The organism is Micromonospora psammae, assembly GCF_036902725.1.
Taxonomy (GTDB): domain Bacteria; phylum Actinomycetota; class Actinomycetes; order Mycobacteriales; family Micromonosporaceae; genus Micromonospora.
The window spans coordinates 72544-95647 of sequence record NZ_JBAKHM010000013.1 but is presented as its reverse complement, the minus strand read 5'-3'; the positions used below and the strand labels follow the sequence as shown (position 1 = coordinate 95647).

Genomic DNA, 23104 nt, shown 5'->3' with positions numbered 1-23104 from the left:
GCGACCTGCCTCCGAGTCACGTTCCTGCCCCTCCGGCGCGTCCTTCGCCACTCAGGCCGGGTGCCCACCGAACGCCCCCATCCACCCCGCTGCCGACGGCTCGGCGGGCCGGGGCGGGGTGGTTTGGGCCACCAGCGACGGCGGAGTGGGCCGGGAGCAGGAATGATTGCCAGGTGCGGTTCCTTCATGGCGCGGTCCCCGCGCACGACCTGACCTACAACGACGTCTTCATGGCGCCGGCCCGCTCCGAGGTGGGCTCGCGACTCGACGTCGACCTGGCCACCAGCGACGGTACGGGCACCACCATCCCGCTGGTGGTCTCCAACATGACGGCGGTGTCCGGCCGGCGGATGGCCGAGACCGTCGCCCGGCGCGGTGCGATCGCGGTCATCCCGCAGGACATCCCGATCGAGGTGGTGGCCAACGTGGTCACCTGGGTCAAGCAGCGGCACCTGGTGCACGACACCCCGATCACGCTCGGCCCGACCGACACCGTCGGCGACGCGATCCACCTGCTGCCGAAGCGGTCGCACGGCGCGGTGATCGTGGTCGACGACGCGGGCCGCCCGGTCGGGGTGGTCACCGAGGCGGACACCGTCGGGGTGGACCGGTTCGCCCAGCTCCGGCACGTGATGTCCACCGAACTGCACACCGTTTCGGCGGACGCGGACCCGCGTACCGGTTTCGACCGGCTCTCCGCGGGCCGCCGCCGGCTGGCCCCGGTGGTGGACGCGGACGGCCGCCTGGTCGGGGTGCTGACCCGGCAGGGCGCGCTGCGCGCCACCCTCTACAAGCCGGCCCTGGACGACCGGGGCCGCCTGCGGGTCGCCGCCGCCGTGGGCATCAACGGCGACGTGACCGGCAAGGCCGAGGCGCTGCTGGCCGCCGGGGTGGACACCCTGGTGGTGGACACCGCGCACGGCCACCAGGAGCGGATGATCTCCGCGCTGCGGGCGGTCCGCAAGCTCGACCCGGGCGTCCCGGTGGCGGCCGGCAACGTGGTCACCGCCGAGGGGGTACGCGACCTGGTGGAGGCGGGCGCGGACATCGTCAAGGTCGGGGTCGGACCGGGCGCGATGTGCACCACGCGGATGATGACCGGGGTCGGCCGGCCGCAGTTCTCCGCGGTGCTGGACTGCTCGGCCGCGGCCCGCGAGCTGGGGCGGCACGTCTGGGCCGACGGTGGCGTACGGCACCCGCGTGACGTGGCGCTGGCGCTGGCGGCCGGGGCCTCGAACGTGATGATCGGCTCCTGGTTCGCCGGCACCTACGAGTCCCCCGGTGACCTCTACACCGAGCCGGACGGCCGGCGCTACAAGGAGAGCTTCGGCATGGCCTCGGCGCGGGCGGTCAGCGCGCGTACCGCCGAGGACAGCGCGTTCGACCGGGCCCGGAAGGCGATCTTCGAGGAGGGCATCTCCTCGGCCCGGATGTACCTGGACCCGACCCGCCCCGGCGTCGAGGACCTGATCGACGAGATCATCTCCGGGGTGCGCAGCGCCTTCACCTACGCGGGCGCGCGCAACCTGGACGAGTTCCACGAGCGGGCCCTGGTCGGCGTGCAGAGCGCCGCCGGCTACACCGAGGGGATGCCCCTGCCCACCAGTTGGTGACAGGCCCGCCCCGGTGCCTCCTGCCGAAGTTGTCACCGTGGGGGCGTCTCTGAACTCGGGTACGAACAAGTTGGCGGCTGGCGGACCGGCTCGGGGCGACAGCTCTACCTGTCGAAGTAGCCCACGTTCGGCGGTGCCCCCCGGCGGGCCCACCCGAGGAATCGCGGATACAGGTCCATCGGGTCGGGCGGCTTCGGGCAGATCCGGGTGAGGTCTTCGCTCGCCTCGGACATCAGCCCGGCGAGGTCGAGCGCCATGGTCTTCCGGTCCCCGTGGTACTCCACGAGCAGGTTCAGTCGGGCGTTCCCGCACGGCCAGGGATGAGCGCAGGCCGCGCAGATCCAGATCGGTTTGACGGGTGCGTGCCGCTGCACTTCGGCCTCCCGGGTGGGGTCGGTTTCTGCGGCACCCCGATCCACCAGGGTCTGCCTCGACCGGGCCGAGGGCACCGCGCAATCCACCTCACACCTCGCCCCACCCCCCCCGTCAATATGGGCAGGCCAGATAAGGCGCGCAAATATGGGTAGGTCTTCCTGTGCCTACCGTCGTGCGCATGGGTGAGGTGCCGGGTCCACTCGTCGGGCCAGCGGAGATCATGGACATGCTCGGGGTGAGCCGGTCGCGGTTCCGCCAAATCGCCATGCAGCCGCACTTCCCTCGTCCATTCCAGACCCTGCAAGCCGGTTCGGTCTGGCTACGGTCCGAGGTCGAGGCGTACATCCGGGATCACCGCCGCCCCCGCCCACCAGCGGACGACGAGGAGTAGAGCGGACGAGGCAGCCGGGACGGTCGAGCTCCATCCGGCCTCGGGTCAGTGGGGGGCGGCGGGGGCGGGTGCGGGCCGGCCGATCGGGGCGGCGTAGGTCCCGGGGCGGTCCCTCGGCAGGCGGGCGCAGGCGATCAGGCCGATCAGCAGGAAGCCGGCGGCGGAGAAGGCCGCGTACCGGGTGGCCTGGGAGAAGGCGATCTTGGCCTCCTCGGCGACCGGCGCCGTACGCGGATCGCCGGCCAGGCCGCCGATGGCCGCGCCGGCGCTCTCCCGCACCGCCGTGACCACCTGGTCACGCTGGGCCGGGTCGAGTCCCGGCTGGTCGGCGAGGCGGTCGCCGAGGATGCCGCCCAGGCTGGCGAAGAGCACCGTGCCGAGCACCGCGATGCCGAGCGCCGAGCCGACCTGCCGCGCGGTGCTCTGCACCCCCGAGCCCTGCCCGCTCTGCCGCACCGGCACCTCGCGCAGGCAGACGCCGGTGAGCTGCGCGGTGGCCAGGCCGACGCCCACCCCGTAGACGAACAGGAAACCGAGCGGCGCCCACCAGGACGTGTCGGGCGCCACGACGACGCCGAGCCCGGCCACGCCGACCAGCTCGGCGGCGACGCCGAGCTGCACCACCCGGACAGCGCCCCGGCGCCGGGTCAGCATCGCGCCCACGCCGCTGGCCAGGAAGCTGCCCAGCGCGAGCGGGAGCAGGGCCAGACCGGTGCCGAAGGCGCTGTAACCGAGCACGTTCTGGTACCACAGCGGCAGCGCGAAGAGCAGCCCGAACTCGCCGAGGCTGACGATCGCGACGGCGACGACGCCGTTGCGGAACGAGCCGATGCCGAACAGCGACAGGTCGAGCAGGCCCGCCCGCCCCATCCGGTTGCGGCGGAGCTGCTGGCCGACGAAGGCGGCGAGGGCGAGCAGTCCCAGGCCGCCGGCGACCGGCACCGGGGAGATCCCACCGGTCCAGTCGACGCCGAGGAGGCGGAACGGCTCCTCGCGTTCCCACCAGCCGTAGGTGCGCCCCTCGATCAGGGCGAAGACCACGCCCGTCAGGCCGAGCACCGAGAGCAGCGCGCCGAGCCAGTCGACGCCGCGCTCCGTCCGCTCGTCACGCGACTCGGCGACCAGGACGAGGGTGGCGGCGATGACGACCGCGCCCACCGGGACGTTGATGCCGAACGCCCACCGCCACGAGTGCTCGGTGGTGAGCCAGCCGCCGAGCAGCGGGCCGAGGGCGGCGGCACCGCCGATGGTGGAGCCCCAGATCGCGAACGCGACGGCCCGCTCCCGACCACGGAAGTTGGCGTTGAGCAGGGAGAGCGAGGCGGGCAGGATCATCGCGGCGCCGACGCCCTGGAGCACCCGGGCACCGATCAGTGCCGCGCCGGAGCCGGCCACCGCGGCCAGCACGCTGGCCGCCACGAACACCACCACCCCGACGACGAACATCCGCCTCCGCCCGGCGCGGTCGGCGAAGCGGCCCGCGACCAGCAGCAAGGCCGCGAAGGCCAGGGTGTACGCCTCCTGCACCCACTGCGCGTCGGTCGAGGTGATCCGGAGGTCGCGAATGATCTCGGGCACCGCGACGTTGACGATCGTCGCGTCGACGATGATCGCCGCGACGCCGAGGCTGATGGCGAACAGACCCCACCAGCGCCCACGGCCCTGCTCACGCATGCGTGCCTCGCATTCGCTAGATTGTCTAGCTACCCGACGTGCTAACTTCAGCCGGTGAACGGGGTCACGTCAACCGCAAGGCCGGGAAACGCCGATGGACACGCCGGCGTCGCGTCGACCAACGAATCGGCCGGGACCAGCGAAGCCGCCCGCGCACTGCGCGACGTGCTCCGGATCGCCCGGGACACCCGCGGCGCGCTCGCCCGCCGGTTGGACATCGGGATCACCGACGCGGCGGCCATCGACCACCTCGTCTCCAGCCCGGAGACGCTCGGCCCGGTAGAGCTGGGCAACCGCCTCGGCATCCGCTCGGCCTCGGCCACCACGCTGGTGGACCGGCTGGTGCGCGCCGGCCATGTCGAGCGGACCCCGCACCCGCACGACCGGCGCCGGTTGGCGCTGCGGGTCACCGACCAGGCGCACGAGGAGGTGCTGGCGGCGCTGCGCCCGATGCTGGTCGGCATCGACCGCGCGGTCGACCGGCTGACCCCGGAGCAGGCCGCGGCGACCGCCGGGTTCCTGCGTGAGATCGCCGAGGTGATGCGCGACTACGTCGCCACGGCCCCCGACGATCCGCCCGCCTCCCGCTCGGCCGGCTGACCCGCCGTCAGCGGGCGGCGAAGAGACGGCGGATGACCGCCCTCGCCGCCTCCCGGGGATCGTCGCCGACCCGCTCCGGCAGCGCGCCGGCCAGCCAGAGCGTGGCGAAGCCGTGCACGATGGACCAGGCGGCGAGGGCGTCCCCCTGCGGGTCGCCGGCGCCCGCCCGCTCCGCCGGCAGCGCCGCAACCCCCGACCGCAGGGCCGCGCCCGCGCGCTCCCGGGCGGCCCGCACCTCCGGCGCGTCGGCCCGGTAGAGGTCGGGGCGGAACATCACGTCGAAGTGCGCGCGGTGTCGGACCGCGAAGTCGACGTACGCGACGCCGGCTTCGTGCAGATCCCCACCGGCGCCGCACAGCGCCTCGGCCAGCAGGTCGAAGCCCTCGGCGGCGAGCGCGGTGAGCAGGCCGGGCTTGTCACCGAAGTGGTGCGCCGGGGCGGCGTGCGAGACGCCGGCCCGCCGCGCCAGGTCACGGAGGCTGAGCGCCCCCGGGCCCGACTCCTCGATCACCGCCACCGCCGCCGCGAGCAGGGCGCGACGCAGGTCGCCGTGGTGGTAGCCGCGCGTTCCGATCATGCCGTCATCCTATCTTGCCATTGACAAGTTAACCTCCCCCGAGGCATCTTGTCGATGACAAGTTATTGTCCAAGGAGGTACCCGTGGCTCCCCTGATCGCGCTCGTGGCCGGCACCGCGCTCGCCCGACTGGCCGGCCTGGCCGGCGTGGCCCCGCTCGACGGCTGGCACCCCGCGCTGCGGGTGGGGCTGGCCCTGATGTTCACGCTGACCGGCGTCGCGCACTTCACCGGCCGCCGTGCCGACCTCGTCGCGATGGTGCCTCCGGCGCTGCCCCGACCGGACCTGCTGGTGACCCTCACCGGGGCGCTGGAACTGCTCGGCGCCGCGGCGCTGCTCGTCCCGGCCACCGCCCGCTGGGCCGCGGCCGGACTGGCCCTGCTGATGCTGGCCATGTTCCCGGCGAACGTCTCCGCGGCCCGGCGCGGCCTGACCCTGGCCGGGCGACCGGTGACCCCGCTGGCGACGCGGACCGTGCTCCAGGTCGTCTTCGTCGCGGCGGCGGTCGCAATCTCGTTCGGGGCCTGAGCCAGAGGCCCCCGGACCCCGTCGGTCCAGGGGGCGCTCTCCTCGTGACCGGCTCAGGCGGCGGCCGGCAGCAGGTCGGTCGAGCGGGCGGCCACCACCGCGCCGACCAGCCCGAGCGCGTCGGCGACCGGCATCGGGGGCAACCCCCGGCCGTCGCGCAGGCGCAGCGACACCGACCCGTCGGCCACCTCGCGGGCGCCCAGCACCCCGACGTACGGCACCCGCCGCCGGGCGGCGTCCCGGATCCGGGCGCCCAACGAGCCGGCCCGGTCGACCTCGACCCGCAGGCCGGCCGCGGTCGCCCGGCGGGCCAGCTCCTCCGCCGCACCGGCCTGCCCCTCGTCCACCGTGAGCAGCACCAGCTGCACCGGGGCGTACCAGGCCGGGAAGGCGCCCTGGTGCACCTCGATCAGGTACGCGAAGAGCCGTTCCATGCTGCCCACCAGGCTGCGGTGCACCATCACCGGCCGGCGTCGTCGCCCGTCGGCGTCGACGTACGACAGGTCGAACCGCTCCGGCTTGTCGAAGTCCAGCTGGACGGTGGAGATGGTCGACTCCCGACCGGCGGCGTCGACGATCTGGACGTCGATCTTCGGGCCGTAGAAGGCGGCCTCCCCGGGCGCCTCGGTGAACTCCGCCCCGTCGAGGGCGGCGCGGAGCAGCTCCTCGGCCCGCGCCCATCGCGCGTCGTCGCCGGCGTACTTCTCCCCCGGTCCGCGCAGCGACAGCCGGAAACCGGCCGGGCGGACGCCGAGCGCCGCGTGCGCCTCGCGGATCAGCCGCAGGATCTCCCGGACCTCGGCGTCGACCTGGTCGAGGGCGCAGAAGTTGTGCGCGTCGTTCAGCGAGATGGCGCGCACCCGGGACAGCCCGCCCAGCACGCCGGAGCGCTCCGGCCGGTACATCCCGCCCAGCTCGGCGATGCGCAGCGGCAGGTCCCGGTAGGACCGGCCCCGGGCCCGGTACACCAGCGCGTGGTGCGGGCAGAGCGCGGGGCGGAGCACGAACTCGTCGTCGGGACTGAGCCGCAGCGGCGGGAACATGTCGTCGGCGAAGTAGCCCAGGTGCCCGGAGAGCTCGAAGAGCTCCCGTTTGCCGAGCGGCGGTGAGTAGACGTGCCGGTAGCCGGCCCGGCGTTCCAGCTCCCGGACGTACTCCTCGACCGCGTGCCGGGCGGCGGCGCCGGCCGGCAGCCAGATCGGCAGGCCCGCGCCCGCCAGAGGGTCGGAGACGAACAGGTCCAGCTCCCGGCCGAGCCTGCGGTGGTCGATCATGTCGCTCTCCTTGATCGGGTACGACCCGGAGGCGACCTGGCCCGGAACGCCGCGAGGCCCTCGGGAGCGGATCGCCCCGGGGCCTCGTCGACGTCGGACGTCAGTGCGGCGCGCCGGGATCTCCCGGCGTCGTGGTGGGTGCCGCGCTGCGCATGTGGCGACGGTACGGCCGCGGCGGTGGCTGGCGCGACCGGATTTCCCGCCCGGATCAGGGGTGCGGGCCGCCGGCACGGGACCTGCCGGCGGCCCGCGGCGGCCCACTCGTCAGGAACGGGGGACCCGACGGGTACCGGGCCGCGCGCCGACAACGGTACGCCGACGGCCGCCGATCCGCCGACCCGTCCGGGTACGGGTTTCCCGACGTCGGGGGCGTAACCCACCGCCAATCTGCCTCGTTGCACCCCGGTGTCCCTCTGGTGTCCGTGATCACCACCGGCCGGCCCTGTCCGTGGTGACGGCGGCCATGCCGTCAGGCTCGGTGCATCCGATCGGCCTTGACCGGCGAGGTGGCAGCCGTGCCCGAACTTCTCACTGACGTCGCGTCGCCGACGTGGGCCTACCTCCTGCTGCTGGGGCTGCTGATCGCGGACGCGTTCGTGCCGGTCATCCCCACCCAGGTCGTGATGATCACCGGGGGTGCGCTCACCGTGTACGGCGGGCTGAGCCTGCCGGTCACCATCGCCGTCGGCGCGCTCGGCGTCTTCGCCGGCGACCTCGCCTGCTACCTGCTGGGCCGGGGCGCCCCCGACCGGCGCGAGCCCCGGCACGCCGAGGCGAGCCGGGCCCGCCGGATGGCCGGCCGGGTGACCCGGGGACTGCGCACCCCGGGACCGCTGGTCATCCTGCTCTGCCGGTTCGTGCCGGGTGGTCGGATGGCGGCCTGCTTCTCGGCCGGCCGCAGCCGCTACCCGTACCGGCTGTTCCTCTCCTACGAGGCCGCCGCGGCCGTCGGCTGGGCGACCTACGGCGGACTGGTGGGTCACCTGGGCGGCACGGCGCTGACCGGCTCGGCCTGGCGGCTGGCGATCATCGCGGCGGCCGCGGCGGCCGGATTCGCGGCGGCGGGATGGGCGATGACCGCGGTCGCCGGCCGCACCACCCGCGCCGAGGTCCCGGTCGACTGACGGTTCGTAGGGGTCGTCCCGGGGATCGATGTGGGTGGGTGTCCCGCATCCGCTTCGGGTGGTCCCGGCGACAGGCTGGGGCATGGTCGAAAACCGGACGAACGGGCTGCCGGCGGACGGGCGGGCGGCGGGACGGGGCGCCGCACCGCTCCTGCTCGCCTGGGTCGCCGGGCTGCTGGTCGCGGCGGTCGTGCCGACCAACGAGCCGGGCCTGCCGATGGACACCGCCGTGTACCTGCACCGGTACGCCTCAGTGGTCGCCTTCCTGGCGCTGCCGGTGGGCGGCTGGCTGCTCGCCCGGCACCTGCCCGGGGTGACGGCCGGCCGGTGGGTACGCGCACTCGCCCTGGCCAGCCTGGCCCTGGCGGCGGCGATGGTCTGGTCGGCCTACCCCGGCGACCGGATGCTGCTCGGCCTCGCCGAACGACTGCTCATCCTCGCCGAGGTGGGCCTGCTCGCCGTCGTCGCGCTCGCCCTCGCCCGGCCCGGTGCCGTGACCGCGCCACCCCGGGCTGCCCTCGGCGGTTGACCTCAACCGGACTTCAGCTCTTAGCGTCCGTGGGTGACGCCGACGGCCGGCGTGGCGGGACGAAGGGAGCGGAGATGATCCTGGTGACAGGGGCGACCGGCACGGTCGGCCGAGAGGTGGTGTCGCTCCTGCGGGCGCGGGGGGAGCCGGTGCGGGCGGTGACGCGCGACCCGACGACCGCCGGGCTGCCCGCCGACGTGGAGTTGGTGGCCGCCGACCTCGCCGATCCGCCGTCGCTCGCGCCGCACCTGGCCGACGTCGACGCGGTGTTCCTGATCTGGCCGTTCACCGACCCGGCGGTGGCCCGCAGACACGCCCCCGAGGTGGCCCGGCTGATCGCCGCGCGGGTCCCCCGGATCGTCTACCTCTCCGCACTAGGCGCCGACCAGCCGGAGTCGAACTGGGCGGTCGTGGAGCGGGCCGTCGAGGCGTCCGGGGCGGGGTGGACCTTCCTGCGCCCGGTCGGCTTCGCCGCCAACACCCTGATGTGGGCGGACCAGATCCGCGCCGGGGACGTGGTGCGCTGGCCGTACGGGGAGGCGGCCCGGTCACTGGTCCACGAGCGGGACCTCGCCGAGGTGGCCGTCGCGGCGCTCACCTCGGACGGGCACCGGGGCACCCGGTACCTGCTCAGCGGGCCGGCGGCGCTGACCCAGCGGGAGCAGGCGCACAGCATTGGCCGGGCGATCGGGCGGGACCTGCGCTGGGTGGAGATGCCCGTTGACGAGGCCCGGGAGATGTTGACGGCGGCGTTCGGCGACGCCGACTTCGCCGAGTTGGCGTTGCGCGGCTGGGCCGCCTTCGTCGACCACCCCGAACCCGTCACCGACACGGTCGAGCGGATCACCGGCCATCCCGCCCGCCCGTACGCCGAATGGGCCGCCGACCACGCCTCCGCCTTCCGCTGACCGGCCGCCGCCCGGCCGGCCAGCGGGCCGGCCGGGCGGCGCGGTCACTCCAGTTCGTGGAGCATGAGCTGGCGGGCGGCCTCGGTGATCGACCCCGACAGCGAGGGGTAGATGGTGATGGTCTGGGCCAGCTCGTTGACGGTGAGGTTGTTCTCCACCGCCATGGTGATCGGGAGGATCAGCTCGCTGGCCTTCGGCGCCACCACCACGCCCCCGACCACCTGACCGCTGGCCGGGCGGCAGAAGAGCTTGACGAAGCCGTCGGCCAGGTCGTCCATCTTCGCCCGGGCGTTGCCCGACAGCGGCAGCATCACCTGACGTGCGGGGACCTTGCCGGCGTCCACCTCGTCCTGCGAGACGCCGACGGTGGCCAGCTCCGGGTCGGTGAAGACGTTCGCCGCCACGGTCCGCAGCCGCAGCGGTCGGACCGCCTCGCCGAGCGCGTGCCACATCGCGATCCGGCCCTGCATCGCCGCCACGCTGGCCAGCGGCAGCACGCCGGTGCAGTCGCCGGCCGCGTAGATGCCGGGGACGTTGGTGCGGGACACCCGGTCCACGGTGACGTAGCCGCCCCTGGCCAGCTCGACGCCGTACTCGGCGAGCCCCAGGCCGGCGGTGTTGGGGATCGAACCGACGGCGATCAGCGCGTGCGAGCCGGACACCAGCCGGCCGTCGGAGAGCTCGACCTCGACGCCGTCGCCGGTGCGGCGGACCGCGTCCGCGCGGGAGTTGTTGAGGATGCTCATGCCGCGGTTGCGGAAGACCCGCTCGATGGCCATCGCCGCGTCGGCGTCCTCGTGCGGCATCACCCGGTCCCGGCTGGAGACCAGGGTCACCTTGACCCCCATCGCCAGGTAGGCGCTGGCGAACTCGGCGCCGGTCACGCCGGAGCCCACCACGATCAGGTGCTCGGGCAGCTCGGGCAGGTCGTACACCTGCCGCCAGGTGAGGATGCGCTCGCCGTCGGGCAGCGCGGTGGGCAGCTGACGGGGGGTGGCGCCGGTGGCGACCAGCACGGTGGAGGCGGCGATCGACTGCTCCTCGCCGCCGTCGGCGGGGGTGACGATCACCCGGTGGGTGTGACCGAGCGTGTCCTCGCCCAGCCGGGCGGTCCCGGCGACGACGGTCACCCCGGCCTTGACCAGCTTGGCGTGGATGTCGTCGGACTGGGCCAGGGCGAGTCGCTTCACCCGCGCGTGGACCGCCCGGGCGTCGACCGTCACCGCCTCCAGCCCGTCGGAGTGCACCCCGAACTCCTCGGTGTCCCGGTAGCCGGTCACCACCTGCGAGCTGGCGATGAAGGTCTTCGACGGGACGCAGTCGGAGAGCACGCAGGCACCGCCGGCGCCCTCCGCCTCCACGACGGTGACATCGGCGTCCAGCTGAGCGGCGACCAGCGCCGCCTCGTAACCGGCCGGCCCCCCGCCGATGATCACGATCCGGCTCACAACGCTCGCCCTTCGTCAGTGCTCACAGTGACTTTCTTCTCCCGAACGTGTTCGACACGCACCGTCGTATTCTCCCCCACCCGCCCGCCGGGCTATCGTCATCGCCGTGCGTCACTACGCCGCTTACGGCTCAAACCTGGACCCCGCCCGGATGCGCGCCTACTGTCCGCATTCTCCGATGGTGGGCATCGGCTGGCTGGAGGGCTGGCGGCTGACCTTCGCGGGCGAGGACGTCATCGGCTGGGAGGGCTCGGTCAGCACCGTGGTCGAATCCCCGGGCGACCGGGTCTTCGTGGCGCTGTACGACATCCACCCGTACGACGCCGCGCAGCTTGACGAGATCGAGGGCGTCACCGCCGGCACGTACCGCAAGCTGCACGTCCGGGTCTCGACCCTGGACGGGGACGTGACCGCCTGGATCTACGTGTTCGACGGCTACGAGGGCGGCCTGCCGACCTCGTGGTACCTGTCGGAGATCGCGAACGCGGCCGAGAAGGCGGGCGCGCCGGACGACTACGTCACCGAGCTGCGGTCCCGCCCCACCGGCACCGCATCGGCGTAGCGCGTATCGCACACCTCCAGTGTGCTCCCGGCAGCCGCGGCAACCGCCGCCGGCCCCGGCGAGGGTCGTGCATCACACACCGGCGGCCGGGACGATCCGCTCGTACATGTCGGTCCAGCGCACTTCGCGCAGCCCCACCGAGCGGTAGAGGGTGACCGGGGCGGTCGGATTGGTCAGGTCGACGCCCAGGCCGGCCGAGGTGCGGCCCTTCGCCGCGTAGACCGCGAAGGCCCGCTGCAGCAGCGCCGCCCCCACCCCGCGCCGCCGGTACGCCGGCAGCACCGACAGCGTGCGGACCCAGCCCATGTCCTGGTCCAGCGCCTGGTCGGAGGAGACGAGGGCACCGGCCGGCGCCCCGTCCACCTCGGCGACGAACCACTCGTCCCAGGCCCGGCACGAGACAGGGATGTGCTCCCGCCACCGGTCGAAGTCGAGCGGCTCGTAGTCCGGGGTGTCCCGGAACGCGGTGTCGTAGATCCGGTGGAACTCCCGCAGGTCGGACTCGTCGTCGGCGCGCACCGGCCGGACCGTCACGCCGGGCGGTGGCGGCGGCTCGGCGGGCAGGTCAGCCAGGTCGCGGCGCATCCGGACGTACCGCTTGGCCCGGGTGAAGCCGGCCTCGGCGAGCTCGGCCGCCCAGCGGGTCTCCGGCGCGAAGACGGCGGTACGCACGGTGAGCGCCGGCACCCCACGCTCCGCGGCTCGCTCGGCCACCCGGTCGAGCTGCCGGGCGAGCAGCGGGGCGCGCAGCTGCGCCCCGCGCTCCGGGTCGACGTAGACCTCGACGAACTCGCGCCCCACCCCGCTCGGGTTGTCCACCGTCGCCCAGGCCACCACCGTGCCGTCCGGGTCGACGGCCAGCCAGGAGTCCCGGGCGGGGTCGAAGAAGGGCGCGGTCAGGCAGGCCCGCACGTCCTCGGCGTCGAAGTCGGGATGGCCGATGGCGAAGGTGTCGGCGGCGTGCACCACGGCGAGGATGGCGGGGACGTCGTCCAGGGTGGGTCGGCGGGCGGTCCAGCCGGCGGGGAGCGTCACGCCGGAGATCGTGACAGCGGGCCCCGATCCGCGCTGCCCATTTTCCGACCGATCGGGAAGCCGATCCGGCGGGCCGGCGCCCGCCCACCGACGGGCTTCACCCGGCCGGGGTCCGCAGCCGGGCCCGGACGGCGGTGAGCAGCTCCACCAGCTCGGCGCCCTCGGCGGGTCGCAACGCCCGGAACGCGGTGGACGCCAGCCGGTCGGTCACCGCCTCGGCCCAGAGCCGCCGCCGCACCAGCGGCCCGACCGGCGGGTACGGCGGCGGCCAGCCGCAGGCCGCCGCACCGGCCTCCCCCTCCGGTCCGGCGAGCACCGCCTCCAGCGGGGTCATCCCGCCAGCCCGCACCGCGAGCAGGTACGCCCCGGTGAAGTGTTCGCGGAGCAGGAGCAGCGCCACGGCGGCCCGGGCGCCGGCGGCGTGGTCCGGAACCGGCATGGCCCGCCAGGCGGCGAAGAGCGGCATCCCGGTCGCGTCGGCGGCGGTCACCACCCGCTCCAGCAGCGCGGCGAGCCGGGGCATGCCGGGCAGGTCGTCGAGGTGCTGGGCGCCCCACCGGCAGCACTCGGCGAGGTTGGCGGAGGCGACCTCCAGCGGACGGACCACCCGGCCGGCCGCGTCCCAGCCGTCGGCGACCGCCTCGGGAGCGATGAAGCCGAGCGCCGCGGCCACCGTCTCGGCGCCGACGTCGCCGAGCGCGCCCGCCCGTCCGGTGATGTAGAAGGCCCAGCCGGAGATGCCGAGCAGCCGGGCCCGGCGCAGCGTGCCCGGGCAGCGGCTGAAGACCTCTCCCAGCTCCAGCACGGCCGGCTTGCTGGCGGCCGCCACCTGTTCCGGCGTCATCCCGGACGCCCGCTGCACGCATTCATCGCGCTCAGTGTGCCTCGTCGTCGCCCGCCGCGGCATCCTCCTCCTCGGCGTCCAGCGCCTCGACCGCCGCCTCCACCTCGCCGGCCCGCCGGCGCGCGGCGGTCAGGGTCCGTTCGGCGCCGCGTCGGGCCAGCCTGGCCCGGCTCAGCTCCTGCTCGGCGACGGCCCGGCGGCGTTCCAGCTCGGCCAGTTCGGTCTCGATCCGGTCCAGGGCGGCCGTGCCGTCCCGCTCGGCCGCCACCGCGCTGTCCAGCTCGGACTCCGCCCGCTCCTGATCGGTACGCGCCGACGCCAACTCCCTGCGCAGCGCCCGGCGGCGGGAATCCCGCTCGGCCCGGGCGGCCCGCTCCGCCGCCCGCTCGTCACGGGCCCGGCGCGCCTCCGTCCGCTCCCGGTCGGGCGCCCGGGCCGGTTCCTCCGCGCCCCCGGTGACCAGCCGTAGCTGCGGCCGGGGCACCTCACCGAACCCGGCGTAGTGGACGGCCTTCAGCAACCGTCCGGAACGGACCTGCTCGGCCACCTCGGCGTCGGCCAGGGCCGCGTTGAGGGTGGCCTCCACCTCGGCCAGCGGCAGCTTCCCGGCCGACGGGGCGTCGGGGGTGGCGGCGGCGATCCGGCGCACCTCGGCGACGAGGGCGGAGACCACCGCCCGCCGCTGGGCGGAGAGTACGCGGAGCTTCGCCCCCTTGAGGTCGCGCTGCACGGCGCGCAGCGCCTCCGCGAGCGAGGCCAGGTCGGCGACGAGTTCGGGGCGTTCCAGGGCGAGCAGGTTGACCAGCCAGGCGGCCACGGTGGGGCGCTTCAGCCGGGCGATCTGACGGGCCGCGGTGGCGTCACCGGTCCGGCGGGCCTCGGCGACGGCGGCGTCGCGGGCCGCGACGAACCGGTCCGGCGGCGTGCGGTAGAGCCGCTGGACCAGGTCGGACGGGACGGTGGGCACGGGTCAGTCGATCCGGCTGCCCGGTTCGCCCACGCCCGGGGCGATGACCGGCACCGCCCCGTCGTGCTCCACCCGGAGACACGAGTGGGCGTACTTGGTGAGCTGCATCGTGACTCCTCGCTTATCGAATCGTGACGTCCTCAGCGCAGTCTGCCGGAACCGACGCGATGCCGCGTCGCGTCCGAGCTATCGCCCCGGGTGCCGGGGCTGTCAGAGGACGGAGCGGGGATGGGCGTACGGATGGCGCGACACCGCGGGGTGGCCGCGGTGGCGGTCGGGTTGGCGGCGCTGCTGCTGGCCGGTTGCGGAGCGGGCGGGGAGTCCACGGACACGGCGAATTCCCGGGCGGAGGCGCCCGCCGGTGGCGCCCCGGCCGGTGCGGCCGGCGAGCAGGACCAGGCCGGCGCGGGCGCGCCGGACCTGCGCGTCGAGCAGCGGTCGATCATCTACACCGGGACGATGCGGGTGCAGGTGGACGACGTGGAGGGCGCCGCCCGTCGGGCGGTGGCCGCGGTGACCACGGTCGGTGGGTTCGTCGGCGGGGACAACCGGCGCAGCGTGGCCGCCGACGCGGAGGCGGAGCTGGTGCTGCGGGTGCCGGCGGCGAAGTTCACCGCGTTCGTCGACGAGCTGGCCACCTACGGCAGGCAGCAGCGCCGGGAGGTGAGGACCGAGGACGTCACCGAGCAGACGGTGGACCTGGACGCCCGGATCGCCACCCAGCGGGCGCGGGTGGACAGTGCCCGCAAGCTGCTCGCCCGGGCCACCTCGGTCTCCGAACTGGTCTCGCTGGAGGGCGAGGTGGCGAAGCGGGAGGCCGACCTGGCGTCGCTGGAGGCGAAGAAGCGGAAGTTGTCCGACCTGACCGCGCTCTCCACCATCACCGTGACGTTCGTCGGCCGGGACGCCTCGACCGCCGAGGAGGAGACCGAGACCGGCTTCATGGTCGGGCTGCGCGGCGGCTGGAAGGTCTTCCTGGTTTCGATGAGCGTCCTGCTCACCGTGCTGGGGGCGGTGCTGCCGTGGCTGCTGACCTTCGGCGTACCCCTGGGGGTGCTGATGGTGGTGCTGCGGCGGCGCCGGCGGCGTCCCGCGCCACCGACGCCGCCCACGACGCCGTTCGGCGGGGGTCACCCGCCGGCTCCTACCGCGCCGCCGCCAGTGCCCGCAACGCGGTCTGCACCATGAGTCGGATCCCGGCGGGGATGGCCCGCTCGTCCACGTCGAACGAGCCGCGGTGCAGGTCCACGTTGGGCCCGGACCGGCCGACGCCGAGGCGGGCCAGCGCGCCGGGGACGTACTCCAGGTACCAGGAGAAGTCCTCCCCGCCCATGCTCTGCGGGGTCTCGGCGATGCCCTCGGGTCCGAGCGCCGCCGCGGTGGCGGCGGTCAGCACCTGGATGGCCCGGGCGTCGTTGCTCACCGGCGGACGGCCGCGCAGGTATTCGAGGTCGACCGTGGCGCCGGTGGGCGCGATGACGTCCCGGACGACCTGAGCGACGATCTTGGGAGCCTCCTCCCAGGTGTCGCGGTCCATCACCCGCAGGGTGCCGGAGGCGCACGCCTCGGACGGGATGACGTTGTACCGGGTGCCGGCCGAGGCGTGGCCGAACACCAGCAGCAACCCGCTGTTGGCCGGCACCCGGCGGCTGACCAGGGCCGGCACCTCGGTGACCAGCCGGCCGAGCGCGTCGACCAGGTCGACGGTCAGGTGCGGCCGGGCGGTGTGCCCGCCGGGGCCGGTCAGGCGGACGGTGACGTTGTCCGCGGCGGCGGTGATCGGGCCGACCCGCAGGCCCACCTGACCCACCGGGAGGTTCGGGTCGCAGTGCACCGCGAAGATCTGCACCACGTCCTCCAGGCCGCCGGCCTCGATGACCTCCAGCGAGCCGCAGGGCAGGATCTCCTCCGCCGGCTGGAAGATCAGCCGGACCCGCCCGTCGAGCTGGCCGGCGTCGCGGAGCTGGGCCAGCAGCATGCCGACGCCGAGCATCACCGTGGTGTGCACGTCGTGGCCGCAGGCGTGGCAGACCCCGTCGACGGTGGACCGGTACGGGACGTCCTTCGGGTCGGTCAGCGGCAGCGCGTCGATGTCGGCGCGGAGCGCGATCACCGGCCCGTCGGGGCGCCCGTCGATGTCGCAGATGACCCCGTTGCCCTTGGGCAGCAGCCGCGGGTGCAGGCCGGCGAGGGCGAGCTCCCGCGCGACCAGCGCCGCCGTCTCGAACTCCTCGCCCGACAGCTCCGGATGGGAGTGGATGTGGCGACGGGTGGCGATGAGGCCGGGTACCCGCAGGGCGAGCAGGTGGTCCAGCTCGAAGGGCAGGGGGTGGGATCCGGACAACGCCTCTGGCCTGGACAACCCCGGATGGCTGCCGTTCGGCAGCGTCAACGCACTCGTCACGTCGAAGTCTCGATCACTAGGAATGGATGAATCATCGGGGAGGACAGCAGACAGCCTAGACCTCCGCCGGTGACGCTGCGCAACCTCGTTACGGTAGTGATCGGACCGCGTAGCGTCACGTAAACCCTGGTGAGAGGGCTCGAATATCTGCGGGACAGCAGGTAGATCGCGGTCGGAAGACGTCATCTGCCCCACACCTCCTACACCGCGTAACCGATTGGGCGGTCGCGAAATCGGCGTCGATCCGGGGCCGTCGTTCCGAATTGTCGCAAAAGTCGCCACAATTAACTGCCGCTCCGACAAATAGCCGACGACCCTCGGCAGCCGAGCGACTCCCGACGGTGACACGATCGCCCCGTGCGTGGCCGGACATGCTGTCCGTTCCGTCCACCTGTTCGGGTTTACCCACGAACCCCGGGGGCACACACCGCCCGCCCGGAGGGGCCACGCTGCCCGGCCGACATTGGAGGCGTCGCAACCGGGGTCTTCCCCCGACGGTAGCTCCGCCAGGTCGCCGTGACCAGCGGCGGAAGGCCCCCGGACACGACGACGGCGGCCCCGCCGCGCCCCAGCGCCGACGGAAGCCGCCGTGATGCCGTCGTCCCGCCGCTCCCGGCGGGCCGGGTCGGTCAGAAGCGGTCGCTGGGTCGGTACGTCCCCCACACCTGGCGCAGCGTCCCGCAGACCTCGCCCACCGTGGCCCGGGCCCGCAGCGCGTCCTTCATCGGGAAGAGCACGTTCCCGGTGCCCTCCGCCGCGGCCCGCAGCTCGGCCAGGGCCCGCTCCACCGCGCCGGCGTCCCGGTCCGCGCGCAGCTTGGCCAGCCGCTCGGCCTGGGCCGCCTCGATCGTGGGGTCCACCCGCAGCGGCTCGTACGGCTCCTCCTCGTCGATGGCGAACCGGTTGAGCCCGACCACCACCCGCTCCCCCGAGTCGATCTCCTGAGCGATCCGGTACGCCGACTGCTCGATCTCCCGCTTCTGGAACCCGGCCTCGATCGCGTCCACCGCCGAGCCGTGGTCGAAGACCCGGTCCATCAGCTCGTTGGCGGCCGCCTCGATCTCGGCGGTCATCGCCTCCACCACGTACGACCCGGCGAACGGGTCGATGGTGGCGGTCAGGTCCGTCTCGTACGCCAGCACCTGCTGGGTGCGCAGCGCCAGCCGGGCCGCCTTCTCCGTCGGCAGCGCGATCGCCTCGTCGAAGCTGTTGGTGTGCAGCGACTGGGTGCCGCCGAGCACCGCGCCGAGCCCCTGCACCGCCACCCGGACCAGGTTGACCTCGGGCTGCTGGGCGGTCAGCTGCACGCCCGCGGTCTGGGTGTGGAAGCGCAGCATCATCGACTTCGGGTTCTTCGCGCCGAAGTCGTCGCGCATCAGCCGGGCCCAGATCCGCCGGGCGGCACGGAACTTCGCGACCTCCTCCAGCAGGGTGGTCCGGGCGACGAAGAAGAACGACAGCCGGGGCGCGAAGTCGTCCACCGCCAGCCCGGCCTCCAGCGCGGCGCGGACGTACTCCACGCCGTTGGCCAGGGTGAACGCGATCTCCTGCGCGGGCGTCGCGCCGGCCTCGGCCATGTGGTAGCCGGAGATGGAGATCGTGTTCCACTTCGGCACCTCCGCCCGGCAGTAGGCGAAGGTGTCGGCCACCAGCCGCAGCGAGGGCTTCGGCGGGAAGATGTACGTCCCCCGGGCGATGTACTCCTTGAGGATGTCGTTCTGGATGGTGCCGTTGAGCGCGCCGCCGGCCACCCCGTTCTCCTCGGCGACCAGCTGGTAGAGCAGCAGCAGCACCGAGCCGGGGGCGTTGATGGTCATCGAGGTGGAGACCTTGTCCAGCGGGATGCCGTCGAAGAGCAGCCGCATGTCCTCGATGGAGTCGATGGCCACCCCGACCTTGCCCACCTCGCCGTGGGCGATCGGGTCGTCGGAGTCGTAGCCCATCTGGGTGGGCAGGTCGAAGGCGACGGAGAGGCCCATCGTGCCGGCCCGCAGCAGCTGGTGGTAGCGCGCGTTGGACTCGGTGGCGGTGCCGAAGCCGGCGTACTGCCGCATGGTCCACGGCCGGGAGGTGTACATCGTGGGGTAGACCCCGCGGGTGTACGGGTAGTCGCCGGGGGCGCCCAGCCGGGAGTCCAGGTCCTCCGGAAGGTCCGCCGCCGTGTAGACGTCCTTGATCGGGAAACCCGACTCGCTAACCCGTTCGCTCATCCCCGGATGGTAGGACGCGAGCCGGCGTCGATGGGTGAGGGATACCGCACACCCGGGCGCCGGGCGGGGCGGACGACAGGTGAACGCCCGCACACGTACCGTCGAGTAGCAGAATGGGACGCCGCGTCGGGTTTCGCATCGGGCGTCGGAACCAGCAAGATAGGGGGGTTGTGTCCCAGCCCCCTCGATCTCCCCCCGGTGGCTCTTCTGTGACTCAGATCCCGACCTGGAGCGGCGGACCCGTCAGTCCCCCCAACGGGCGTGCAGCACCCGGCACCACCATCGGTGGTCGCTACTCGCTGCGCTCCGCGGTGGGCAACGGCGGCATGGGCACGGTCTGGCGTGCCAACGACACGTTGCTCCGACGCGACGTGGCGGTCAAGGAGGTCGTCCTGCCCCCGGGACTGGCCCCCAGTGACCGGGACGCGATGTACGAACGCACCCTCCGCGAGGCCCGCGCCGCCGCCGCGATCCAGCACCCCGCCGTGGTCCAGGTGTACGACGTGGTCACCGAGGGCGGCCGGCCGTGGATCGTGATGGAGCTGCTCGACGCGCGCAGCCTGGCCGACATGGTGATCGAGGACGGGCCGGTCGCGCCCCGGGCGGTCGCCAAGATCGGCATCGCGCTGCTCGGCGCGCTGGAGGTGGCGCACGCCAACGGGGTGCTGCACCGCGACGTCAAGCCGGCCAACGTGCTGATCTGCACCGACGGCCGCTGCGTGCTGACCGACTTCGGGGTGGCCCGGATGCCCACCGACGTCCAGCTCACCACCCCGGGGATGGTGCTCGGCTCGCCGCACTTCATCTCCCCGGAGCGGGCCATGGGCCAGGACTTCGGACCGCCGAGCGACCTGTTCTCGCTCGGCGTGACGCTCTACACCGCCGTCGAGGGGCGCCCCCCGTTCGACAAGGGCGACCCGATCGAGACCATGCACGCCGTGGTCGAGGACCCACCGGCCACTCCCCAGCGCAGCGGCCCGCTTACCCGGGTGCTGATGGGGCTGCTGGAGAAGGATCCGGCCCGCCGGCTGGACGTGCACACCGCCCGGGCGATGCTCCGCGAACTGCTCGCCGGCCCGCTGACCAGCACCGCGACCGCGGTCAACTCGGTCACCGACCCGTACGCGGTGGTGCCGGTGCAGCGTCCCTCGACGCCGCCGCCCCCGGCGGCCGAGCCGGAACCGAAGCCCAGCGGGCAGATCGGCGGCCGGGCCATGCTGGCCCCCGACGAGTCGCTGACCGACCGGCTGGCCGCGCTGCGCCGGGGCGAACGACCGACGAACGCCGGCGCCGCCCCCGCCGCCGGCCTCGACGACACCAGCGCCGACGCGCTCGCCGGCCCGCTGCACACCCCCACCGGGGCGATGCCGGCGCCGGGACGGGGCGCGGGCACGACGTACGGTGGCGCCCCGGAGGCCACCCAGCGGATCGACCCGGACGCCAACCGGCGAGCCGGGGCGCCCGAGGCGACCCAGCGGATCAGCACCGGCCATCCGGACGCCACCCAGCGGGTCTACGGCGGCCACCCGGACGCCACCCAGCCGGTCCACGGCGGCCACCCCGACGCCACCCAGCCGGTCTACGGCGGTGGCCAGTGGTCGGTGCCCGGCACCGGCCAGTCGTGGACCTCGCCGGGCGCCGCCCCGGCCGGGGCCGACGGTGGCCGGCTCGGCGCCGTCACGGGCGCCGGCGGCCGGCTGGTCACCACGGTCCGGGGCTGGCCGCGCAAGCTCCAGCTCGCGGCGGCCGGCGGCCTGGCGTTGCTCCTGCTGATCGGCGTCTTCTCGCTGACCGGCGGCGACGACCCGGCGGGGACCACCTCGCCGCAGGCCCAGCCGACCGCACCCGCGGCGGGCGGCGAGCTGCCGGAGATGCAGGAGCACAACGCCCGGGGCGTGCGGGTGAACGTGCCCAAGGGCTGGAAGAAGGCGACCGGCGGCTCGTACGTCGACTACGTCGACCCGGACGACGAGGGCCGCAAGGTGCGCATCCTCGCCGAAAGGTGGGGTGGCACGCCCACCCGGTGGGCGGAGACCGCCCAGAACTTCCTGCGCACCCGGAGCACCACCTGCACCAAGCCGTACCAGCAGGTGGCCATGGGCGAGCAGGAGGTGGCCGGCAAGCCGGGCGTGCAGTTCGAGTACACCTGCGGCGAGGGCGACGGCATGCGTCACGGCGTGTGGCGCGGCGTGCTCAACGACGGGAAGATGTACTCGTTCTACCTCTCCTCCACCGACGCCAAGTTCGCCGAGAGCAAGCCGATCTTCGACGAGATGGTCAAGTCCTTCCAGCTCACCGCGGCGGGCTGAGCCGAGGGCCGAGCGGACGTGGTGATCCGCCGCCGTGCTATCCATAGGCAATGGCGGCGGAACCCACTGACCTTGACCAGATTCGCGACCAGGCTCGGCGCTGGCTCGACGACGACCCCGACCCGGTCAGCCGCGCCGAGCTGCGCGCGGTGCTGGACCGTCTCCCGGACAGCGCCCCGGAGCTGGCCGACCGGTTCGCCGGACCGCTGACCTTCGGCACCGCCGGGCTGCGCGGCCCGCTGCGCGCCGGCCCGAACGGCATGAACCTCGCCGTGGTCACCCAGGCCGCGGCCGGGCTGGTCGGCTGGCTCGCCGCGCAGGGCGGCGAGGGGCCGCTGGTGATCGGGTACGACGCCAGACACGGCTCCCGCGAGTTCGCCGAGCGCACCGCCCAGGTCGCCACCGGCGCCGGCCGGCCCGCGCTGCTGCTGCCCCGGCCGCTGCCCACCCCCGTGCTGGCGTACGCGGTGCGGCACCTCGACGCGGTCGCCGGCGTGATGGTCACCGCCAGCCACAACCCCCCGCAGGACAACGGCTACAAGGTCTACCTCGGCGCCCAGCTGGGTGGGGTGCTGGGCTCGGGCGCCCAGATCGTGCCGCCGGCCGACGCCGGCATCGAGGCCGCCATCCGGGCGGTCGGCCCGCTGGCGCAGGTGCCGCTCGGCCCGCCCGGCGAGGTGCTCGGCGACGACCTGGTGGTCTCGTACGTCGACCGGGCCGCGGCGGTGGTCGCGCCGGGCGGCCCGCGGGACCTGTCCGTGGCGTACACGCCGCTGCACGGAGTGGGCGCGGCGGTGCTGACCGCCGCCTTCGCCCGGGCCGGTTTCCCGGTGCCCGGCGTGGTGCCCGACCAGGCCGAGCCGGACCCGGCCTTCCCGACGGTGAACTTCCCCAACCCGGAGGAGCCGGGCGCGGTGGACCGGCTCGTCGCGCTCGCCAACTCCACCGGAGCGGACATCGCGATCGCCAACGACCCGGACGCCGACCGCTGCGCGGTGGTCGTCCGGGACGGCGGGACCGGCTGGCGGATGCTGCGCGGGGACGAGGTCGGCGTGCTGCTCGCCGACCACCTGATGCGGCGCGGGGTGACCGGCCTGTACGCCACCACCATCGTGTCGTCGTCGCTGCTGCGGGCGATGAGCGCCGCGCGGGGCCTGGCGTACGACGAGACGCTGACCGGGTTCAAGTGGATCGTGCGGGCCGGGGGCGGGGCGACACCGCTGGTCTTCGGGTACGAGGAGGCGCTGGGCTACTGCGTGGCGCCGGAGCACGTCCGGGACAAGGACGGCATCACCGCCGCGCTGACCGTCGCCGAGCTGGCCGCCGGGCTGAAGGCGCAGGGCCGCACCCTGACCGACCGGCTGGACGAGCTGGCCGCCGAGTTCGGCGTGCACCACACCGACCAGCTCTCCGTCCGGGTGGACGACCTGCGGGTGATCGCCGACGCGATGGCCCGGATCCGCGCGGCCACCCCGACGTCGCTGCTCGGGCACCCGGTCACCGAGGCGCAGGACCTGCTCCCCGGCGCGGACGTGGTGATCCTGCGCACCGACGCCGCCCGGGTGGTGATCCGCCCGTCGGGCACCGAGCCGAAGCTCAAGGCGTACCTGGAGGTGGTGGAGCCGGTCGCGGACGGCGACGTGGCCGCGGCCCGAGGGCGGGCGACGGCCGCGGTGGCCGCGCTCCGCACCGAGATCGCCGCCGCGCTCGGCCTCTGACGGCAGCGGCCGGAG

Annotated in this window: 21 protein-coding genes; 11 read left to right on the top strand and 10 right to left on the bottom strand. The window is 74.2% G+C overall.

Annotation, left to right across the window (positions count from 1 at the left end; translation table 11 throughout):
• The first annotated feature begins 173 nt into the window (after nt 1-173).
• Nucleotides 174-1613 (top strand): GuaB1 family IMP dehydrogenase-related protein, encoded by a 1440-nt coding sequence (locus V6U79_RS17235; protein WP_334523468.1) that lies wholly within the window; start codon nt 174-176, stop codon nt 1611-1613.
• A gap of 104 nt (nt 1614-1717) precedes the next feature.
• On the opposite strand, the gene V6U79_RS17230 is transcribed toward V6U79_RS17235, so the two are convergent.
• Nucleotides 1718-1987, bottom strand: a complete 270-nt coding sequence (locus V6U79_RS17230; protein WP_334523465.1) for a flavin reductase — start codon at nt 1985-1987, stop codon at nt 1718-1720.
• Between the two features lie 179 nt (nt 1988-2166).
• Between V6U79_RS17230 and V6U79_RS17225 the strand changes: the two genes are divergently transcribed.
• Entirely contained in the window at nt 2167-2379 is a 213-nt protein-coding gene (locus V6U79_RS17225; RefSeq protein WP_334523462.1) for a helix-turn-helix transcriptional regulator, read from the top strand.
• A 45-nt stretch (nt 2380-2424) separates the two neighbouring features.
• Here the strand turns inward: V6U79_RS17225 and V6U79_RS17220 are convergent, their stop codons facing one another.
• Nucleotides 2425-4053, bottom strand: a complete 1629-nt coding sequence (locus V6U79_RS17220; protein ID WP_334523459.1) for an MFS transporter — start codon at nt 4051-4053, stop codon at nt 2425-2427.
• Nucleotides 4054-4218: 165 nt separating this feature from the next.
• On the opposite strand from V6U79_RS17220, the gene V6U79_RS17215 reads away from it, so the two are divergent.
• The gene (locus V6U79_RS17215) at nt 4219-4653 is read left to right on the top strand and encodes a MarR family winged helix-turn-helix transcriptional regulator (protein ID WP_334523456.1); all 435 of its coding nucleotides are present in this window, start codon (nt 4219-4221) and stop codon (nt 4651-4653) included.
• A 7-nt stretch (nt 4654-4660) separates the two neighbouring features.
• On the opposite strand, the gene V6U79_RS17210 is transcribed toward V6U79_RS17215, so the two are convergent.
• Nucleotides 4661-5230, bottom strand: a complete 570-nt coding sequence (locus tag V6U79_RS17210) for a TetR/AcrR family transcriptional regulator (protein ID WP_334523453.1) — start codon at nt 5228-5230, stop codon at nt 4661-4663.
• Nucleotides 5231-5313: 83 nt separating this feature from the next.
• Here V6U79_RS17210 and V6U79_RS17205 point away from each other — a divergent pair, with 83 nt between their 5' ends.
• Nucleotides 5314-5757, top strand: a complete 444-nt coding sequence (locus tag V6U79_RS17205; protein WP_334523450.1) for a DoxX family protein — start codon at nt 5314-5316, stop codon at nt 5755-5757.
• Between the two features lie 53 nt (nt 5758-5810).
• Here the strand turns inward: V6U79_RS17205 and thrS are convergent, their stop codons facing one another.
• Nucleotides 5811-7031, bottom strand: a complete 1221-nt coding sequence (gene thrS / locus V6U79_RS17200) for a threonine--tRNA ligase (protein ID WP_334523448.1) — start codon at nt 7029-7031, stop codon at nt 5811-5813.
• 515 nt (nt 7032-7546) lie between these two features.
• Here thrS and V6U79_RS17195 point away from each other — a divergent pair.
• The 3 genes from V6U79_RS17195 to V6U79_RS17185 all read left to right on the top strand — a co-directional run bounded on the left by V6U79_RS17195 (nt 7547) and on the right by V6U79_RS17185 (nt 9592).
• The gene (locus V6U79_RS17195) at nt 7547-8155 is read left to right on the top strand and encodes a DedA family protein (protein WP_334523446.1); all 609 of its coding nucleotides are present in this window, start codon (nt 7547-7549) and stop codon (nt 8153-8155) included.
• An 82-nt stretch (nt 8156-8237) separates the two neighbouring features.
• Nucleotides 8238-8684, top strand: a complete 447-nt coding sequence (locus tag V6U79_RS17190; protein WP_334615189.1) for a DUF998 domain-containing protein — start codon at nt 8238-8240, stop codon at nt 8682-8684.
• A 74-nt stretch (nt 8685-8758) separates the two neighbouring features.
• The gene (locus V6U79_RS17185; RefSeq protein ID WP_334523440.1) at nt 8759-9592 is read left to right on the top strand and encodes an SDR family oxidoreductase; all 834 of its coding nucleotides are present in this window, start codon (nt 8759-8761) and stop codon (nt 9590-9592) included.
• Between the two features lie 44 nt (nt 9593-9636).
• Here the strand turns inward: V6U79_RS17185 and V6U79_RS17180 are convergent, their stop codons facing one another.
• Nucleotides 9637-11040, bottom strand: coding sequence for an NAD(P)H-quinone dehydrogenase (locus tag V6U79_RS17180; RefSeq protein WP_334523437.1), 1404 nt, complete (start codon nt 11038-11040; stop codon nt 9637-9639).
• Nucleotides 11041-11146: 106 nt separating this feature from the next.
• Here V6U79_RS17180 and V6U79_RS17175 point away from each other — a divergent pair, with 106 nt between their 5' ends.
• The gene (locus V6U79_RS17175; protein WP_334451523.1) at nt 11147-11602 is read left to right on the top strand and encodes a gamma-glutamylcyclotransferase; all 456 of its coding nucleotides are present in this window, start codon (nt 11147-11149) and stop codon (nt 11600-11602) included.
• A 72-nt stretch (nt 11603-11674) separates the two neighbouring features.
• On the opposite strand, the gene V6U79_RS17170 is transcribed toward V6U79_RS17175, so the two are convergent.
• From V6U79_RS17170 to V6U79_RS17160, 3 genes are all read right to left on the bottom strand, one after another.
• Nucleotides 11675-12637: a GNAT family N-acetyltransferase gene (locus V6U79_RS17170; protein WP_334523432.1), complete on the bottom strand. Its 963-nt coding sequence runs from the start codon at nt 12635-12637 to the stop codon at nt 11675-11677.
• Nucleotides 12638-12734: 97 nt separating this feature from the next.
• Nucleotides 12735-13481 carry an SCO6745 family protein gene (locus V6U79_RS17165; protein ID WP_334523431.1) on the bottom strand — a complete coding sequence of 249 codons (747 nt, stop codon included), beginning with the start codon at nt 13479-13481 and terminating at the stop codon, nt 12735-12737.
• Between the two features lie 31 nt (nt 13482-13512).
• Nucleotides 13513-14448: a hypothetical protein gene (locus V6U79_RS17160; RefSeq protein ID WP_334615188.1), complete on the bottom strand. Its 936-nt coding sequence runs from the start codon at nt 14446-14448 to the stop codon at nt 13513-13515.
• Nucleotides 14449-14655: 207 nt separating this feature from the next.
• Here V6U79_RS17160 and V6U79_RS17155 point away from each other — a divergent pair, with 207 nt between their 5' ends.
• The gene (locus V6U79_RS17155; protein WP_442933297.1) at nt 14656-15636 is read left to right on the top strand and encodes a DUF4349 domain-containing protein; all 981 of its coding nucleotides are present in this window, start codon (nt 14656-14658) and stop codon (nt 15634-15636) included.
• On the opposite strand, the gene V6U79_RS17150 is transcribed toward V6U79_RS17155, so the two are convergent.
• Nucleotides 15593-16852 (bottom strand): amidohydrolase, encoded by a 1260-nt coding sequence (locus tag V6U79_RS17150; RefSeq protein WP_334523424.1) that lies wholly within the window; start codon nt 16850-16852, stop codon nt 15593-15595. The genes V6U79_RS17155 and V6U79_RS17150 overlap by 44 nt on opposite strands.
• 629 nt (nt 16853-17481) lie before the next feature.
• Nucleotides 17482-19062, bottom strand: a complete 1581-nt coding sequence (locus V6U79_RS17145; protein WP_334523422.1) for an acyl-CoA mutase large subunit family protein — start codon at nt 19060-19062, stop codon at nt 17482-17484.
• A gap of 209 nt (nt 19063-19271) precedes the next feature.
• Here V6U79_RS17145 and V6U79_RS17140 point away from each other — a divergent pair, with 209 nt between their 5' ends.
• Together V6U79_RS17140 and V6U79_RS17135 are read left to right on the top strand one after the other, a co-directional pair.
• On the top strand, nt 19272-21371 hold the full coding sequence (locus tag V6U79_RS17140) for a serine/threonine-protein kinase (protein ID WP_334523419.1): 2100 nt from the start codon (nt 19272-19274) through the stop codon (nt 21369-21371).
• A gap of 50 nt (nt 21372-21421) precedes the next feature.
• On the top strand, nt 21422-23089 hold the full coding sequence (locus V6U79_RS17135; RefSeq protein WP_334523416.1) for a phospho-sugar mutase: 1668 nt from the start codon (nt 21422-21424) through the stop codon (nt 23087-23089).
• The last annotated feature ends 15 nt before the right edge of the window (nt 23090-23104 follow it).